This is a genomic window from Pseudomonas sp. TUM25319, assembly GCF_056388475.1.
The window spans coordinates 116991-132772 of record NZ_CM150751.1 but is presented as its reverse complement, the minus strand read 5'-3'; the positions used below and the strand labels follow the sequence as shown (position 1 = coordinate 132772).

Sequence of the window (15782 nt, the reverse complement as noted above, 5' to 3'; positions counted from 1 at the left end):
TCCTCAGAAGAACGTCAGGCCGACGTGGAACAGTTTCTCCACATCACGGATGTACTTTTTATCCACAACGAACAGGATCACGTGGTCGCCACTCTTGATCACCGTGTCGTCGTGGGCGATCAGCACTTCCTCGTCGCGGATGATCGCGCCGATGGTGGTGCCCGGCGGCAGGTTGATGTCCTCGATGGCCTTGCCCACCACCTTGCTCGACTTCGAGTCGCCATGAGCGATGGCCTCGATGGCTTCTGCCGCACCCCGGCGCAGGGAGTGCACGCTGACGATATCGCCGCGGCGCACGTGGGCCAGCAAGGTGCCGATGGTCGCCAGTTGCGGGCTGATGGCGATGTCGATCTCGCCGCCCTGCACCAGGTCGACATAGGCCGGGTTGTTGATGATGGTCATCACCTTGCGTGCACCCAGGCGCTTGGCCAGCAGCGACGACATGATGTTGGCCTCGTCGTCGTTGGTCAGGGCCAGGAAGATGTCGGCGTCGGCGATGTTCTCTTCCAGCAGCAGGTCGCGGTCCGAGGCGCTGCCCTGCAGCACCACGGTGCTGTCGAGGTTGTCCGAGAGGTAGCGGCAGCGTGCTGCACTCATCTCGATGATCTTCACCTGGTAGCGGCTTTCGATGGCCTCGGCCAGGCGCTCGCCGATCTGCCCGCCACCGGCGATGACCACGCGCTTGTTGGTTTCGTCGAGGCGGCGCAGCTCGCCCATCACCGCGCGGATGTGCGCCTTGGCGGCGATGAAGAACACTTCGTCATCGGCTTCGATCACCGTGTCGCCCTGGGGCAGGATCGGCCGGTCACGGCGGAAGATCGCGGCCACGCGGGTATCGACATTGGGCATGTGCGCACGGATCTGGCGCAGTTGCTGGCCCACCAGCGGCCCGCCGTAGTACGCCTTGACCGCCACCAGTTGCGCCTTGCCCTCGGCGAAGTCGATCACCTGCAGGGCACCGGGGTGTTCGATCAGGCGCTTGATGTAGTGGGTCACCACCTGCTCGGGGCTGATCAGCACGTCCACCGGGATGGCTTCGTTGTCGAACAGCTCGTTGCGGGTCAGGTAGGCCGACTCCCGCACCCGGGCGATCTTGGTCGGCGTGTGGAACAGCGTGTAGGCGACCTGGCAGGCGACCATGTTGGTTTCGTCGCTGTTGGTTACCGCCACCAGCATGTCGGCATCGTCGGCACCGGCCTGGCGCAGGATGGTCGGCAGCGAACCCCGGCCCTGGACGGTACGGATGTCCAGGCGATCGCCGAGATCACGCAGGCGATCGCCATCGGTGTCCACCACGGTAATGTCGTTGGCTTCGCTGGCCAGGTGCTCGGCCAGCGTGCCGCCGACCTGCCCCGCGCCGAGGATGATGATCTTCATCCGCTGTCACTTCCTTTTTATTGACCGCGCGTGGCGGCGATTTTTATCAGCTTGGCGTAATAGAAACCGTCGTGCCCGCCTTCTTGGGCGAGCAACTGGCGACCATGGGGCTGGCGGATGCCGGCGTCGGTGGCCAGGTCCAGCTCACGGGCGCCGGGGGTGCGGGCCAGGAACGCCTCGATCACTTCGGTGTTCTCCGTGGGCAGGGTGGAGCAGGTGGCGTACAGCAGCATGCCGCCGACATCGAGGGTCGGCCACAGCGCGTCGAGCAACTCGCCTTGCAGGCTGGCGAGGGCGGCGATGTCGTCGGGCTGGCGGGTCAGCTTGATGTCCGGGTGGCGGCGGATCACGCCGGTGGCCGAGCACGGCGCGTCCAGCAGGATGCGCTGGAAGCCCTTGCCGTCCCACCAGGTGGCGGTGTCGCGAGCGTCGCAGGCGATCAGCTGGGCATCGAGGCCAAGGCGGTCGAGGTTCTCGCGAACCCGGGTCAGGCGCTTGGCTTCGAGGTCGATGGCCACCACGCCGGCCAGCTTCGGCTCGGCTTCCAGCAGGTGGCAGGTCTTGCCGCCGGGGGCGCAGCAGGCGTCCAGCACCCGTTGGCCGGGGGCCAGTTCGAGCAGGTCGGCGGCCAGTTGCGCCGCTTCGTCCTGCACGCTGATCCAGCCTTCGGCAAAGCCCGGCAGGTCGCGCACATCCTTGGCCTCGGCCAGCAGGATGCCGTCGGTGCTGAACTGGCACGGCACGGCCTCGATACCGGCCTGGCGCAGCAGGTCGAGGTAGGCGTCACGGCTGTGATGGCGGCGATTGACCCGCAGGATCATCGGCGGATGGGCATTGTTGGCGGCGCAGATGGCTTCCCACTGCTCGGGCCAGAACGCCTTCAGGGATTTTTGCAGCCAGCGCGGGTGCGCGGTGCGCACTACCGGGTCGCGTTCCATCTCGGCGAGCAGGTCATTGCCTTCGCGTTGGGCGCGGCGCAGTACCGCGTTGAGCAGGCCCTTGGCCCATGGCTTTTTCAGCTTGTCGGCGCAGCCCACGGTCTCGCCGATGGCGGCGTGCTCTGGCACGCGGGTGTAGAGCAACTGGTACAGGCCCACCAGCAGCAGCGCTTCGACATCGGCGTCGGCGCTCTTGAAGGGTTTCTGCAACAGGCGCTCGGCCAGCAGCGACAGCCGTGGCTGCCAGCGCGCAGTACCGAAGGCGAGGTCCTGGGTGAGGCCGCGGTCGCGGGCCTCGACCTTGTCCAGTTGCGCGGGCAGCGAACTATTCAGCGACGCCTTGCCGCTGAGGACGGCGGCCAGGGCGCGGGCGGCGGCCAGACGCGGGTTCATTGGCCGAGTACCGTGCCGGGGGTGAATTTCTCGCGGCGGCTGTTGAACAGGTCGCTGAAGTTCAGCGCCTTGCCACCGGGCAGTTGCAGACGGGTCAGGCTCAGTGCCTGTTCACCGCAGGCGACCACCAGGCCGTCCTTGCTCGCCGAAAGGATCTCGCCCGGCGCGCCCTTGCCTTCGGCCAGGTTGGCGGCCAGCACTTTCAGCGCTTCGCCGGCGAGGGTGCTGTGGCAGATCGGCCACGGATTGAAGGCGCGTACCAGCCGCTCCAGCTCGACCGCCGGACGGCTCCAGTCCAGGCGCGCTTCGTCCTTGTTCAGCTTGTGAGCGTAGGTGGCCAGGGCATCGTCCTGCACCTCGCCTTGCAGCGTGCCGGCGCCGAGGCCGGCGATGGCTTGCAGCACGGCGGGCGGGCCCAGTTCGGCAAGGCGATCATGCAGGCTGCCGCCGGTGTCGCTGGCGCTGATCGGGGTGCTGACCTTGAGCAGCATCGGGCCGGTGTCCAGGCCCGCTTCCATGCGCATCACGGTCACGCCGCTTTCGGCGTCGCCCGCTTGTACGGCGCGCTGGATCGGCGCGGCACCGCGCCAGCGGGGCAGCAGCGAGGCGTGGCTGTTGATGCAGCCGAGTTTCGGAATATCCAGCACCACTTGCGGCAGGATCAGGCCGTAGGCCACCACCACCATCAGGTCCGGCGCCAGCGCGGCCAGTTCGGCCTGGGCTTCGGGGTTGCGCAGCGTCGGTGGTTGCAGCACCGGGATGCCGTTATCCACAGCCAGTTGCTTGACCGGGCTCGGCATCAGCTTCTGCCCGCGACCGGCCGGACGGTCGGGTTGGGTGTAGACGGCGACGATGTCATGGTCGCTGGCCAGCAGGGCCTTGAGGTGTTCGGCGGCAAACTCGGGGGTGCCCGCGAAGACGATGCGCATGCAGTTCTCGCTTAAAAGAAAAAGGCTTGCCGGAGCAAGCCTTCTGGAGTGAGGAGGATCAAGCTTGCTGGCGGTGCTGCTTTTCCAGCTTCTTCTTGATGCGGTCGCGTTTGAGCGTCGACAGGTAATCGACGAACAGCTTGCCGTTGAGGTGGTCGCACTCGTGCTGGATGCACACGGCCAGCAGGCCTTCGGCGATCAGCTCGAACGGCTTGCCGTCGCGGTCCAGGGCCTTGACCCGGACTTGCAGCGGACGGTCGACGTTCTCGTAGAAGCCCGGTACCGACAGGCAGCCTTCCTGGTACTGGCCCATGTCGTGGGTCAACTCTTCCAGTTCGGGGTTGATGAACACCCGCGGCTCGCTGCGATCTTCGCTCAGGTCCATGACCACCACGCGCTTGTGCACGTTGACCTGGGTCGCGGCCAGACCGATGCCGGGGGCTTCGTACATGGTTTCGAACATGTCATCCACCAACTGGCGGATGGCGTCGTCGACTTCCGTCACCGGTTTGGCGATGGTGCGAAGGCGCGAGTCCGGGAATTCGAGGATGTTCAGAATGGCCATAAGGGTATGAGCTGCACTGTGCGCTATGTGACAAACATGAACGCACATAATAAAGGGATTCGCCGCGTTCGGCACCTGCGAAAAGGTCGTCTAGGGTTGAAATGCCGGCTGTCAGCGCCCGTTCGGCGGACAGTTGTCAAAGCATTATCAACAGAGTTATCCACAAGTTGTGCAATGTGGACGCTCCCCGAAAGATCAAGGATGGTCTTATGCCCTGCCCCGATTTTCCCGCCTGCCCGCCCGCCGAGCTGGAGGCGCGCCTGCGTTTGCAGCATCTGCCCGATGTGGGTCCGCAGCGTTTCATGACACTGATCCAGGCCTTTGGCAGCGCCTCTGCTGCCATGAGCGCACCGGCTGCTGCCTGGGTTTCCCTTGGCGTGCCGCCGGCCGCTGGTGATGCCCGGCGCAGCGCTGAAGTCCGTGATGCGGCAGCTGCTGCGATGGCCTGGCTAGAGCGGCCGGGCCAGCATTTGCTGATGTGGGACGATCCCGCCTATCCGGCGTTGCTGGCGGAAATTCCTGATCCGCCGCCGCTGCTTTACGTCGCCGGTGACCCCTCGCTTGTGGATAAACCCCAGTTGGCGGTGGTCGGCAGCCGGCGTGCTTCGCCACCGGCAATCAGCACCGCCGCTTTGTTTTCCCGCAGCCTGGCGAAGTCCGGTTTCGTCATTACCAGTGGTCTTGCCCTGGGCATCGACGGTGCGGCGCACCAGGCCGCACTCGATGTGGGCGGGGCCACCATCGGGGTGTTGGGCACGGGCTTGAAAAAATTTTATCCACAGCGTCACCGGACGCTGGCACGCCACATGCTGGAACAGGGCAACGCGCTGGTGTCGGAGTTTCCGCTGGAGGCCGGGCCCTTGCCGGGCAACTTTCCCCGACGCAACCGGATCATCAGCGGGCTGTCGCTGGGCGTGCTGGTGGTGGAGGCGAGTCTTGCCAGCGGCTCGCTGATCACCGCCCGGCTGGCGGCGGAACAGGGGCGCGAGGTGTTCGCCATTCCCGGCTCGATCCACCATCCTGGCGCCAAGGGCTGCCATCAGTTGATTCGCGACGGCGCGTTGCTGGTGGAAAGCATCGAACAGATCCTCGAAAGCCTGCGTGGCTGGCAGAACCTCTCGCCCGCGCCTGTGGATAAACCCGCCCACCCGCTGCTTGCCCTGCTGCTGGCCGCGCCGCAGACCAGCGAAGGGCTGGCCCATGCCAGCGGCCAGCCACTGGGGCGGGTACTGGCGGCATTGACCGAGCTGGAACTGGAGGGCCGCGTGTGCAATGAAGCCGGGCGTTGGTTTGCCCGGCCCGGCTAAGTAAACTGCGCATCAGCCTTCATGCGGAGTAACACAAATGGTGAACAGTTGGCGTGCGCAACAAGCCGCGCGGGAAATCCGGGCCGGAGCGGTGATCGCCTATCCGACCGAAGCGGTCTGGGGCCTGGGCTGTGACCCATGGAACGAAGAGGCGGTGGATCGGCTGCTGGCGCTCAAGTCGCGCTCGGTGAACAAGGGGTTGATCCTGATCGCCGACAACATCCGTCAGTTCGACTTCCTCTTCGAAGACTTCCCGGACGTGTGGATTGACCGCATGAGCAGCACCTGGCCGGGGCCGAACACCTGGCTGGTGCCGCATCAGGGCCTGCTGCCGGAGTGGATCACCGGTGTGCACGACACCGTGGCGCTGCGGGTCAGTGACCATCCGCTGGTGCGCGACCTGTGTTCGCTGGTGGGGCCGCTGGTGTCCACCTCGGCCAACCCGGCGGGGCGTCCGGCGGCCAAGAGCCGGTTGCGGGTGGAACAGTATTTCCACGGCCAGCTGGATCTGGTGCTGGGTGGGGCGCTGGGGGGGCGCAAGAATCCGAGTGTGATTCGTGATCTGGCGACTGGTGAGGTGGTTCGGGCTGGATAATTTGGGTGTTGCTGATGGCCTCATCGCCGGCAAGGCCGGCTCCCACAGGTTCCGAGTTGCCTCAGACATTGTGGGAGCCGGCCTTGCCGGCGATAGGGCCATCAGCCTCACCGTAACACTCAGGGAATCAGAACCGTCGAGCCCACCGTCCGCCGCGCCGACAACTCGGTCTGCGCCTTGGCTGCATCAGCCAGCGAATACCGCTGCTGGATATCCACCTTCACCTTGCCGCTGGCGATCATCGCGAACAGCTCATTGGCCATCGCCTGGGTGTTTTCCGCGGTGTTGGCGTAACTGGCCAGCGTCGGCCGGGTGACATACAGCGAACCCTTCTGCGCCAGGATGCCCAGGTTCACCCCGGTCACCGCACCCGAGGCATTGCCGAAGCTCACCATCAGCCCACGGGGCGCCAGGCAGTCCAGCGAGGTCAGCCAGGTGTCCTGGCCCACACCGTCATACACCACCGGGCACTTCTTGCCATCGGTCAGTTCCAGCACCCGCTGCGCCACATCCTCGCGGCTGTAGTCGATGGTCGCCCAGGCGCCCAGTGCCTTGGCGCGCTCGGCCTTTTCCGCCGAGCTGACGGTGCCGATCAGTTTGGCGCCAATGGCGTTGGCCCACTGGCAGGCCAGCGAGCCGACACCGCCCGCCGCGGCGTGGAACAGGATGACGTCGCCCGGCTGCACGTCGTAGGTCTGGCGCAGCAGGTACTGCACGGTCAGGCCCTTGAGCATCACGGCAGCGGCGTCTTCGAAGCTGATCTCCTGCGGCAACGCCACCAGATTGCTTGCCGGCAGTTCGTGCAGCTCGCTGTAAGCGCCCAGCGGCCCGCCGCCATAGGCCACGCGGTCGCCGGCCTTGAAGCGGGTCACGCCCTCGCCCACCGCTTCCACCACGCCGGCACCCTCGGTGCCCAGGCCCGACGGCAGCGCCGGCGGCGCATACAGGCCGCTACGGAAATAGGTGTCGATGAAATTCAGACCGATGGCGTGGTTACGCACAAGGACATTGCCCGGCGCCGGGGCCTTCGGTTCGAAATCGACCAGGGTCAGCACCTCGGGGCCGCCATGCTGGGCGAACTGGATACGCTTGGCCATCTGCACTCTCCTGAGACATCGGGGAAAGGGCCTATCGGACGCTTTTGCTTGATCGCCGTCAACTACGGGGGGCACATGCACGATGGTATGCTGTGCGCCGAATTTTCCGCCGGTTCCCCTGGGCCGGCCCAAGCCCGCTTCAAGGTGACCCGATGACTAGCCGCACCGAGGCCGTGAAGGCCTACCTGCTGGACCTGCAAGACCGGATTTGCACCGCCCTGGAAAACGAAGACGGCGGCGCCCGCTTCGTCGAAGACGCCTGGACCCGCGAAGCCGGCGGCGGTGGACGGACCCGGGTGATCGGCGACGGCAAGGTCATCGAGAAAGGCGGCGTCAATTTCTCCCATGTCTTTGGCAACGGCCTGCCGCCGTCCGCCAGCGCCCACCGCCCGGAACTGGCGGGTCGCGGCTTCGAAGCCCTTGGCGTGTCGCTGGTGATCCACCCGCACAACCCGCATGTGCCGACCTCCCACGCCAACGTACGCTTCTTCATCGCCGAGAAAGAAGGCGAAGAAGCGGTGTGGTGGTTCGGCGGCGGCTTCGACCTGACCCCGTACTACGGCAACGAAGAAGACTGCATCCACTGGCACCGTGTCGCCGAGCAGGCCTGCGCGCCGTTCGGCGCCGACGTCTATCCGCGCTACAAGGCCTGGTGCGACCGCTACTTCCACCTCAAGCACCGTGGTGAACCCCGCGGCATTGGCGGCCTGTTCTTCGACGACCTCAACGAATGGGACTTCGACACCAGCTTCGCCTTCATGCGCGCCATTGGCGACGCCTACGTCGAGGCCTACCTGCCCATCGTCCAGCGTCGCAAGGCCGAGCCGTACACCGCCGAGCAGCGCGAATTCCAGGAATTCCGCCGCGGCCGCTACGTCGAGTTCAACCTGGTCTATGACCGCGGCACCCTGTTCGGCCTGCAATCGGGCGGCCGTACCGAGTCGATCCTCATGTCGCTGCCGCCGCAGGTGCGCTGGGGCTACGACTGGAAGCCGCAACCGGGCAGCGCCGAAGCACGTCTGACCGAGTACTTCCTGCAGGATCGCGACTGGCTGAGTCTGGACAACAGCGCTCGCTGAGCCCATTGTTCACCCCCCCGTTTGCCCGGTCGCCGGGCGTGATTCAGGAAGCGCGTGAATGGACCAGTACGTTGTATTCGGCAACCCGATCGGCCACAGCAAGTCGCCGTTGATCCACCGGCTGTTTGCCGACCAGACCGGCCAGCAGCTCGAATACGACACCCTGCTGGCGCCGCTGGATGACTTTACCGCCTGCGCCCTGGGCTTCTTCCAGCAGGGCCTGGGCGCCAACGTCACCGTGCCGTTCAAGGAAGAAGCCTTCCGCCTGGTCGACAGCCTCACCCCCCGCGCCCAGCGCGCCGGGGCGGTGAACACCCTGAGCAAACTGGCCGATGGCAGCCTCCAGGGCGACAACACCGACGGCGCCGGGCTGGTGCGCGACCTCACCGTCAATGCCGGGGTTGAACTGGCCGGCAAGCGCATCCTGCTGCTGGGCGCCGGCGGTGCCGTGCGCGGCGTGCTGGAGCCACTGCTGGCGCACAACCCCGCGTCGCTGGTGATCGCCAACCGCACCGTGGAAAAAGCCGAGCAACTGGCCCGCGAGTTCGCCGACCTCGGCCCCGTGGCGGCCAGCGGCTTCAGTTGGCTGAAAGAGCCGGTGGACCTGATCATCAACGCCACCTCGGCGAGCCTTGCCGGCGAGCTGCCGCCCATCGACCCGAGCCTGATCGAGCCGGGCGTCACCGTGTGCTACGACATGATGTACGGCAAGGAACCCACGCCGTTCTGCCAGTGGGCCCGCGAACACGGCGCCGCCAAGGTGCTGGACGGGCTGGGGATGCTGGCGGAGCAGGCGGCGGAAGCCTTCTGCATCTGGCGGGGCGTGCGGCCGGATACCGGGCCGGTGTTGGCGGAACTGCGGCGGCAACTGGCGCGGGCTTGATCCTGAGCAAAAAACCGGCCGTGGTTATCCTCACCGGCCGGCTTTTTTATCGCTGAAACTTTTGTCGGTAATCGCTCATTTACCCGAGACGGTGATTTCTGTATTAACTTCATTACCACATTCTTCATCCCTTACGTTCAGGTTGAGGCGTGTGCTGTAACCTCGCTCGGGGGTCTTTACCTTGGTGGTCGGCTTGTTATCTTCGGGGTTGCCGGCCCACTGATATCTCACCTTTCCACTGGTTGTTTTTGTCCCCGAGGCGTCAAGAATCGTTGAAGACGTCGCTGTGTCAACTGTTTGTTTGACAACTACATCAATTGGTTTGTACTTCAGGGCTGTCAGTGTCGCTCTTTCGGAAGAGTTGATAGAATTATGCATATCGAACGCGTTCAAGCTTTGGTCTGTATAACAATTCCGTGGGTACTGTGCTTCTACCGCTGCGTTAGCCGAATAAAAAAACGGTGTTTGTATAAACAGCAAAATTAATGACGAAAAAAGCTTTATGTTATTCATTCTTTCTTCCTCACGTTTAAATTTGGGCATTCAAAATATTCTGCGCGACTCACGCTAACCAGATCTGTGCTTGAGCACAACTGACAGAAATATCAGTTGCCGGAAATGCTTGTTTGTTCTAGCTAGTTGCACTTATTAGACAGGGCGATAAAAAACCGGCCGTTGAGAACACTTAACGGCCGGTTTTTTCAGCCCACTAGATCGGCATGCTTTGTGTCGATTTCGCCAGAGCTACTTTCAGGTAGGCCTTGATCAGCCGCAGATGCACTCGCGTGTCTTCCAGATCGGCCTGCTGTTTGGGCTTGGCCTGGTCGGGCAGGCGGGTGGCGAAGGCGATGGCCTTTTCGAGATGCTCGAAGGCATTGTGGATCGCTTCGTCGTGGGTGATGCCTGGCTTGAGGGCGAGGATTGGGGGTGGATCGGGGACAAGCTTTTTCATGACAAAACTCCTGGATGAATGGAGCTGCCATCGTCTGCTGTCAAACAGAGGGTGGCAGCTGTACGCGGGTTGACAGACCGGTCCAGGAAACCCGGCGCACCATGAGGTGCCCACGCGCACAGCTGCCATAAAGCTGCGGCGACCTGAAGGACGGCCTGTCAAAGCCGATCGTTGATGTTCAACGACCGCCGAAGACTAGGCAGCGATTCCCACGAGCGCAACAACTGAAGGCGGCCGGCAGTATGCTTGGGAAATTGCCTACAAGAAAGTCGGAGATAGAGGAAGTTCGTAGCCAAGTACGACCACGAGCATTGTAGGAGCGGATTCATCCGCGATGGGCCGCAGCGCGGCCCCAGAACCATCCCGCACGAGCTGGCTGTCAGTACCGGGAGGTTAATGGTGCGTGAATGTCAGATCCAGATCGGACATCAACAGGGTGCTGGATGGATTCAGGGCCGCGCTGTGGCCCATCGCGGATAAATCCGCTCCTACCGGGCATTACGGCTTCAGTCTTCGAAGCGGATCGGGCAGCGCTCCATCCCTTCGAGCTTCTGCAATTCCTCGATCACTTGCGGCCTCGCCCGGCGCAAGGTCAGGCTGCGGTCTTGCCGGCGCAGGCGGCGGGCTTCCTGGTGGAGCATTTCCACCCCGGAGTAGTCGATGAAGTTGATCTGCCGCGCATCGATCACCACGTCCGTCGCCTGGCAGCGTTGCAGCCGCACCTGCAAGTAGTGGCTGGCGCCGAAGAAGATCGAACCGCCCACCCGCAACACGTCTGCCTCGCCTTCCCGGCTCTGTTGTACCCGCGGCTGCGAGGTGCGCTTGAGGTAGAAGAACAGCGAGGCCAGCACACCGGCATAGATCGCCGTTTGCAGCTCCAGCAGCAGGGTGGCGAAGAAGGTCAGCAGCATCACCACGAACTCCGGGCGGCTGACCCGGTACAGCGCCCGGATCGCCCGATGATCCACCAGGCCCCAGCAGATCAGCAGAATGCTGCCGGCCATGGCCGGGATCGGAATATGAGCGATGAGTTGGGCACCGGCCACCGCGAACAGCGCCACCCACAACGCTGAAAACACGCCAGCCAGCGGCGATCGGGCGCCCGCGTCATAACTCAACCCGGAGCGGGTGAAAGAGCCGGACGACAGATAACCCGAGAACCACGCGCCAATCAGGTTGGACAGGCCCTGGGCACGGATTTCCTGATTGGCGTCGATCAACTGCTCCGAGCGGATCGACAGCGAGCGGGCGATGGACAGGCTGGTCACCAGGCCCAGCATGCCCACCGCCACGGCGCCCGGCAGCAGGCGCAGGATCAGTTCCACGTCCAGCAGCGGCAGCGGGCTCAGCGGCGGCAACTGGCCGATGAACGCCGGCACCCTCGCGACATGGCCGAACATCGCCGGCCACAGCAACGCCAGCAGGCTGGCACCGAGCAGGCTGATCAGCAGTGCCGGCCAGCGCGGGCGCAGCAGCTTGATGGCAAGGCCGGTCAACAAGGTGCCAAGGCCCAACAGCAGCGACGGCAGGTCTATCTCGCCGACGTGTTGCAGCAGGCTTTGTGCGGTCTTCAGGGCGGTGGTCTGGCTGTCGAGGTCCAGCCCCATCAGGCTCGGTAACTGGCCCAGGGCAATGACCACGGCGGCACCGAGCGTAAACCCGATCACCACCGAATGAGACACGAAGTTCACCAGGGCACCGAAGCGCAACATGCCCATCAGCCACTGGAACACGCCGGCGAGGAAGGTGAGCAACAGGATCAGGGTGATGTAGTCGCCGCTGCCCGGCACCGCCATGGGGCTGACGGCGGCGTAGAGGACGATGGAGATGGCCGCCGTCGGCCCGCAGATCAGGTGCCAGGACGAACCCCACAGGCAGGCGATCAGCACCGGCACGATGGCCGCGTAGAGGCCGTATTCGGCGGGCAGGCCGGCGATCAGGGCGTAGGCGATGGACTGCGGCAGGGCGAGGATGGCGCCGCTCAGACCCACGAGCAGGTCACGGCGCACGCTGGCCCGGTTCTGCTGTGGCAGCCAGCGCAGAAATGGCAGGAGTCGTTGGCGGTCGGGCCAGGCCATGGGATCGCTCTATACCGGTGGAAGCCTGTCAGGGTGAGGTGTCCGGCGCCGCGGTGCAAGCCACGCGGCGCCGGAGCGGATTACAGGCGCGCCTTGACCGCGGCCAGGGCATCGCCGCCGTCGCGGGTGGTGACGCCCTTCAGCCAGCCGTCGAGCTGCGCCGGGTTGGCCTTGATCCAGGCCTTGGCGGCGTCGTCATAGCTGACCTTGTTATCCACAACGTTGGCCATGATGGTGTTTTCCATGTCCAGGCTGAAACTCAGGTTGGACAGCAGCTTGGCCGGGTTCGGGCAGGCCTGTGCATAACCCTTGCGGGCCAGGGTGTAGACGCTGCCGCTGCTGCCGAACCATTTTTCGCCGCCGGTGAGATAACGCATTTTCAGTTGCACGTTCATCGGGTGCGGCGTCCAGCCGAGGAAGGTGACGAAACGCTCGCGCTTCACCGCCCGCTGCACTTGCGCCAGCATCGCCTGTTCGCTGGATTCCACCAGCTTCCAGCCGCCGAGGTTGAACTCGTTCTTGTCGATGATCGACTGCAGCGACAGGTTGGCCGGTGCGCCCGAGCCGATGCCGTAGATCTTCCTGTCGAACTCGCCGGCGTGTTTCTGCAGGTCGGCAAAATCCTTCACGCCGGCCTCCCACACATACTCCGGCACCGCCAGGGTGAACTCGGTGCCTTCCAGGTTGCGGGCCAGGCGGTCGACTTCGCCGCTGGCGACGAACTTGTCGTGAAAGCCCTGTTGCGCCGGCATCCAGTTGCCGAGGAAGGCATCCACCAGGCCGTCCTTGAGGCCGCCGTAGATGATCGGTACCGCCAAGGCATCCACCTTGACCTGATAGCCCGCGCCTTCCAGCAGCACGCGGGCCACGGCGTTGGTGGCGGCGATATCGCTCCAGCCAGGGTCGGCCATCTTGACCGTTTCGCACTTGCTGTCTTCGGAGCTTGCGGCGCCGGCAGCCAGGGTAAGGACAACCGCTACAACGCTTGTGGATAACCCTTTCATGCCCGTTCCTCGGTGATTTACTGACCTGGTTGTGGATAACGTGCCTTGCGTTCGAGATCGTCGAGATCGATATGGTTGCGCATGTATTGCTGGCTGGCGTCCACCATCGGCTGATGGTCCCAGCTTTTCAGGGTGCCGGTGGCCAGTGCGCCGGCAACGAATCGGCGGCGGCGCTGGCTGTCCAGCACCTGCTGGCGCAGGCGGGGCATGTCCCAGCGCTGGCGCGCTTCGGCGAGGAAGGCGACGACCCGCTCGGCGTGCTCGCGGCTGGCGGCGAGGTTGGTCAGTTCCCGTGGGTCGTCCTCCAGGTTGTAGAGCAGGCAGGGATCGTCCTCGCTGTAGATGAATTTCCACGGGCCGCGACGAATCATCATCAGCGGGCTGACGGTGCCCTCGGCCATGTATTCGCCGATCACCTCGTCGTGGCCGCCCTGCCCTTGCAGATGCCCCAGCAGCGAGCGGCCATCCAGCGGCAGATCGTGCACCAGCGTGCCGCCGGCCAGTTCGACCAGGGTCGGCAGCAGGTCGCAGGTGGACACCGAAGCGCCAACCCGCCCCGCCGCAAACTGCCCCGGTGCGTGCACCAGCAGCGGCACCCGCGCCGACATCTCGAACCAGTGCATTTTGTACCAGAGCCCGCGCTCGCCGAGCATGTCGCCGTGGTCGCCGGAGAAGACGATCACGGTGTCGTCCAGCAGGTCGGTTTCTTCCAGGGTCTCCAGCAGCTTGCCGATGTTGGCGTCGATGTAGCTGCAGGCGCCGAAGTAGGCGCGCCGGGCATCGCGGATCTTGTCTGCCGGCAGCGGCTTGTCCCACAGGTCGTAGACCTTGAGCAGGCGCTGGGAGTGCGGGTCCAGTTCGTCCTGGGCGAAGGGCGCGTGAGGCATGGGGATGGCCTCGTCTTCGTACAGGTCCCAGAACGCCTTGGGAATGGTGTACGGGTCGTGCGGGTGGGTCATCGACACGGTGAGGCAGAACGGCTGTTCGCCGCCCTCGCGCACGTGGTCGTAGAGGTACTGGCGGGCCTTGAACACCACCTCTTCGTCGAAATCCAGCTGGTTGGTGCGCACACAGGGCCCGGCCTGCAGCACCGACGACATGTTGTGGTACCAGCTCGGGCGCTCGTCGGGGGCGTCCCAGTTCACCGCCCAGCCGTAGTCGGCCGGGTAGATATCGCTGGTCAGGCGCTCTTCATAGCCGTGCAGCTGGTCCGGGCCGCAGAAATGCATCTTGCCCGACAGCGCGGTGCGGTAGCCGAGGCGGCGCAGGTAATGGGCGTAGGTGGGAATGTCGGCGGCAAAGTCGGCGGCGTTGTCGTAGGCGCCGATCTTGCTGGGTAACTGGCCGCTGACCAGGGTGAAACGCGACTGCGCGCACAGCGGGCTGTTGCAGTAGGCGGAGTCGAACACCACCCCTTCGGCCGCCAGGCGGCTCAGGTGGGGCATGCGGATCGGCGACGGGGCGTAGATCGGCAGCAGGGGCGCGGCCATCTGGTCGGCCATGATGAAGAGAATGTTCTTGCGTTTCATGAGATCGCGGCATTCCATCGTCAGATGTTATGGGAAACGGCTACCAACGAGAGTGCGGCCACCCATAGATCGGGTAAAGCCCATGGCGGGCAATGACTAGGATTAGCTGAGCTTATGTTTGAAGCCTTGGGCGGGATGTCGCTGGACGTGTTGCGGGTGTTCGAAGCCGCAGCAAGGCAGCGCAGTTTTACGGCGGCGGCCGTCGAGTTGGGCACCACCCAGCCGGCGGTGAGCCAGCAGATCAAGCGCCTGGAGGAGCAGTTGGGGGCGCGGCTGTTCGATCGCATCTACCGCGGTATCGAGCTGACCGAGGCCGGTGTACTGCTGTACGAACAAGTACACCAGGGAATGCTCGAACTGGACGATGGCGTAGCCCGGGTGGCCGGTCGCGACCAGCATGAAGTGCTGCGGGTGGCCACCGATTTCGCCTTCGCGGCGTACTGGCTGATGCCGCGTTTGCAGCGTTTTCACCAGGCCAATCCTCGGGTGGATGTGAGCCTGGTCACCAGCGAACGCAGCCACGGCATGCTGCGTCAGTACATCGACGTGGCGGTGTTGTTCGGTGACGGGCGCTTCCCTCAGGGCGAGAGTGTCTGGCTGTTCGATGAAGAGGTATTTCCGGTGTGCAGCCCGCGTTTGCTGGGCGAAACCGGTGTTCCACAGACACCGGAGAGCCTGTTGAAGCTGCCGCTTCTCCACCTGCGCGGCGAGTCGGCAAGCCGCTGGTTCGACTGGAATGGCGTGTTCCGCGAGTTGAAATTGCCCGGTCCGCCCAACCCCGGCCCGCTGCGTTTCGACAATTACACCCTGCTGATCCAGGCCGCGATCGCCGGCCAAGGTGTAGCGATCGGCTGGCGTTATCTCGTCGATGCCCTGCTGGATCAGGGCCTGCTTTGCCGGCCTTTGACAGGTTCAATTCGTTCTGCGCAAGGATATTACGTAGTACGTCCTCCGCGTAAAAGGCGTAGTACGCTGGTGGAGCGATTCGTCGAATGGTTGGGTGAAGAGCAATCCTGGCAGCCGGTATAGTGCGTGGCAGAGCCGTTTCTCCAAGGA

General features: G+C 64.4%; 15 protein-coding genes. 5 read left to right on the top strand and 10 right to left on the bottom strand.

The genetic code is table 11. The features are described 5' to 3' along the window. Positions 1–3 precede the first annotated feature (3 nt). The 4 genes from trkA to def are packed head-to-tail and all read right to left on the bottom strand — an operon-like array spanning position 4 to position 4202. Positions 4–1377 (bottom strand): Trk system potassium transporter TrkA, encoded by a 1374-nt coding sequence (gene trkA / locus AC05QJ_RS00595; RefSeq protein WP_476745139.1) that lies wholly within the window; start codon positions 1375–1377, stop codon positions 4–6. A gap of 17 nt (positions 1378–1394) precedes the next feature. Beyond that, the gene (gene rsmB, locus AC05QJ_RS00590) at positions 1395–2708 is read right to left on the bottom strand and encodes a 16S rRNA (cytosine(967)-C(5))-methyltransferase RsmB (RefSeq protein ID WP_476745138.1); all 1314 of its coding nucleotides are present in this window, start codon (positions 2706–2708) and stop codon (positions 1395–1397) included. Further along, positions 2705–3637 (bottom strand): methionyl-tRNA formyltransferase, encoded by a 933-nt coding sequence (fmt, locus tag AC05QJ_RS00585; RefSeq protein WP_476745137.1) that lies wholly within the window; start codon positions 3635–3637, stop codon positions 2705–2707. The genes rsmB and fmt overlap by 4 nt, the downstream gene beginning before the upstream one ends. Before the next feature lie 58 nt (positions 3638–3695). Continuing rightward, a complete protein-coding gene (gene def / locus AC05QJ_RS00580) occupies positions 3696–4202 on the bottom strand; it encodes a peptide deformylase (RefSeq protein ID WP_476745136.1) in 507 nt (168 codons plus the stop codon). A 209-nt stretch (positions 4203–4411) separates the two neighbouring features. On the opposite strand from def, the gene dprA reads away from it, so the two are divergent. Continuing rightward, positions 4412–5509 carry a DNA-processing protein DprA gene (dprA, locus tag AC05QJ_RS00575; protein WP_476745135.1) on the top strand — a complete coding sequence of 366 codons (1098 nt, stop codon included), beginning with the start codon at positions 4412–4414 and terminating at the stop codon, positions 5507–5509. A gap of 37 nt (positions 5510–5546) precedes the next feature. After that, on the top strand, positions 5547–6104 hold the full coding sequence (gene tsaC, locus AC05QJ_RS00570; protein WP_476745134.1) for an L-threonylcarbamoyladenylate synthase type 1 TsaC: 558 nt from the start codon (positions 5547–5549) through the stop codon (positions 6102–6104). A 119-nt stretch (positions 6105–6223) separates the two neighbouring features. Here the strand turns inward: tsaC and AC05QJ_RS00565 are convergent, their stop codons facing one another. Continuing rightward, complete coding sequence (locus AC05QJ_RS00565; protein WP_476745133.1) at positions 6224–7201, bottom strand: NADPH:quinone reductase; 978 nt, start codon at positions 7199–7201, stop codon at positions 6224–6226. A gap of 152 nt (positions 7202–7353) precedes the next feature. On the opposite strand from AC05QJ_RS00565, the gene hemF reads away from it, so the two are divergent. Continuing rightward, positions 7354–8280: an oxygen-dependent coproporphyrinogen oxidase gene (gene hemF / locus AC05QJ_RS00560; RefSeq protein WP_476745132.1), complete on the top strand. Its 927-nt coding sequence runs from the start codon at positions 7354–7356 to the stop codon at positions 8278–8280. A 58-nt stretch (positions 8281–8338) separates the two neighbouring features. Next, a complete protein-coding gene (gene aroE / locus AC05QJ_RS00555; protein ID WP_476745131.1) occupies positions 8339–9163 on the top strand; it encodes a shikimate dehydrogenase in 825 nt (274 codons plus the stop codon). Positions 9164–9238: 75 nt separating this feature from the next. Here aroE and AC05QJ_RS00550 read toward each other — a convergent pair whose 3' ends face one another. The 5 genes from AC05QJ_RS00550 to betC form a co-directional block, all read right to left on the bottom strand. Beyond that, a complete protein-coding gene (locus AC05QJ_RS00550; RefSeq protein ID WP_476745130.1) occupies positions 9239–9676 on the bottom strand; it encodes a hypothetical protein in 438 nt (145 codons plus the stop codon). A gap of 196 nt (positions 9677–9872) precedes the next feature. After that, positions 9873–10115 (bottom strand): hypothetical protein, encoded by a 243-nt coding sequence (locus AC05QJ_RS00545; RefSeq protein WP_476745129.1) that lies wholly within the window; start codon positions 10113–10115, stop codon positions 9873–9875. Between the two features lie 506 nt (positions 10116–10621). Beyond that, entirely contained in the window at positions 10622–12193 is a 1572-nt protein-coding gene (locus AC05QJ_RS00540) for a SulP family inorganic anion transporter (protein ID WP_476745128.1), read from the bottom strand. Positions 12194–12273: 80 nt separating this feature from the next. Next, positions 12274–13197 carry a choline ABC transporter substrate-binding protein gene (gene choX, locus AC05QJ_RS00535; RefSeq protein WP_476745127.1) on the bottom strand — a complete coding sequence of 308 codons (924 nt, stop codon included), beginning with the start codon at positions 13195–13197 and terminating at the stop codon, positions 12274–12276. Positions 13198–13214: 17 nt separating this feature from the next. Beyond that, positions 13215–14726 (bottom strand): choline-sulfatase, encoded by a 1512-nt coding sequence (gene betC, locus AC05QJ_RS00530; protein ID WP_476745126.1) that lies wholly within the window; start codon positions 14724–14726, stop codon positions 13215–13217. Between the two features lie 114 nt (positions 14727–14840). On the opposite strand from betC, the gene AC05QJ_RS00525 reads away from it, so the two are divergent. Beyond that, entirely contained in the window at positions 14841–15755 is a 915-nt protein-coding gene (locus AC05QJ_RS00525; protein WP_476745125.1) for a choline sulfate utilization transcriptional regulator, read from the top strand. Positions 15756–15782 lie beyond the last annotated feature (27 nt).

Coding starts and splice junctions, on each gene's coding strand:
- trkA (WP_476745139.1), bottom strand. CDS start 1,377: ATGAAGATCATCATCCTCGGCGCGGGGCAGGTCGGCGGCACGCTGGCC.
- rsmB (WP_476745138.1), bottom strand. CDS start 2,708: ATGAACCCGCGTCTGGCCGCCGCCCGCGCCCTGGCCGCCGTCCTCAGC.
- fmt (WP_476745137.1), bottom strand. CDS start 3,637: ATGCGCATCGTCTTCGCGGGCACCCCCGAGTTTGCCGCCGAACACCTC.
- def (WP_476745136.1), bottom strand. CDS start 4,202: ATGGCCATTCTGAACATCCTCGAATTCCCGGACTCGCGCCTTCGCACC.
- dprA (WP_476745135.1), top strand. CDS start 4,412: ATGCCCTGCCCCGATTTTCCCGCCTGCCCGCCCGCCGAGCTGGAGGCG.
- tsaC (WP_476745134.1), top strand. CDS start 5,547: ATGGTGAACAGTTGGCGTGCGCAACAAGCCGCGCGGGAAATCCGGGCC.
- AC05QJ_RS00565 (WP_476745133.1), bottom strand. CDS start 7,201: ATGGCCAAGCGTATCCAGTTCGCCCAGCATGGCGGCCCCGAGGTGCTG.
- hemF (WP_476745132.1), top strand. CDS start 7,354: ATGACTAGCCGCACCGAGGCCGTGAAGGCCTACCTGCTGGACCTGCAA.
- aroE (WP_476745131.1), top strand. CDS start 8,339: ATGGACCAGTACGTTGTATTCGGCAACCCGATCGGCCACAGCAAGTCG.
- AC05QJ_RS00550 (WP_476745130.1), bottom strand. CDS start 9,676: ATGAATAACATAAAGCTTTTTTCGTCATTAATTTTGCTGTTTATACAA.
- AC05QJ_RS00545 (WP_476745129.1), bottom strand. CDS start 10,115: ATGAAAAAGCTTGTCCCCGATCCACCCCCAATCCTCGCCCTCAAGCCA.
- AC05QJ_RS00540 (WP_476745128.1), bottom strand. CDS start 12,193: ATGGCCTGGCCCGACCGCCAACGACTCCTGCCATTTCTGCGCTGGCTG.
- choX (WP_476745127.1), bottom strand. CDS start 13,197: ATGAAAGGGTTATCCACAAGCGTTGTAGCGGTTGTCCTTACCCTGGCT.
- betC (WP_476745126.1), bottom strand. CDS start 14,726: ATGAAACGCAAGAACATTCTCTTCATCATGGCCGACCAGATGGCCGCG.
- AC05QJ_RS00525 (WP_476745125.1), top strand. CDS start 14,841: ATGTTTGAAGCCTTGGGCGGGATGTCGCTGGACGTGTTGCGGGTGTTC.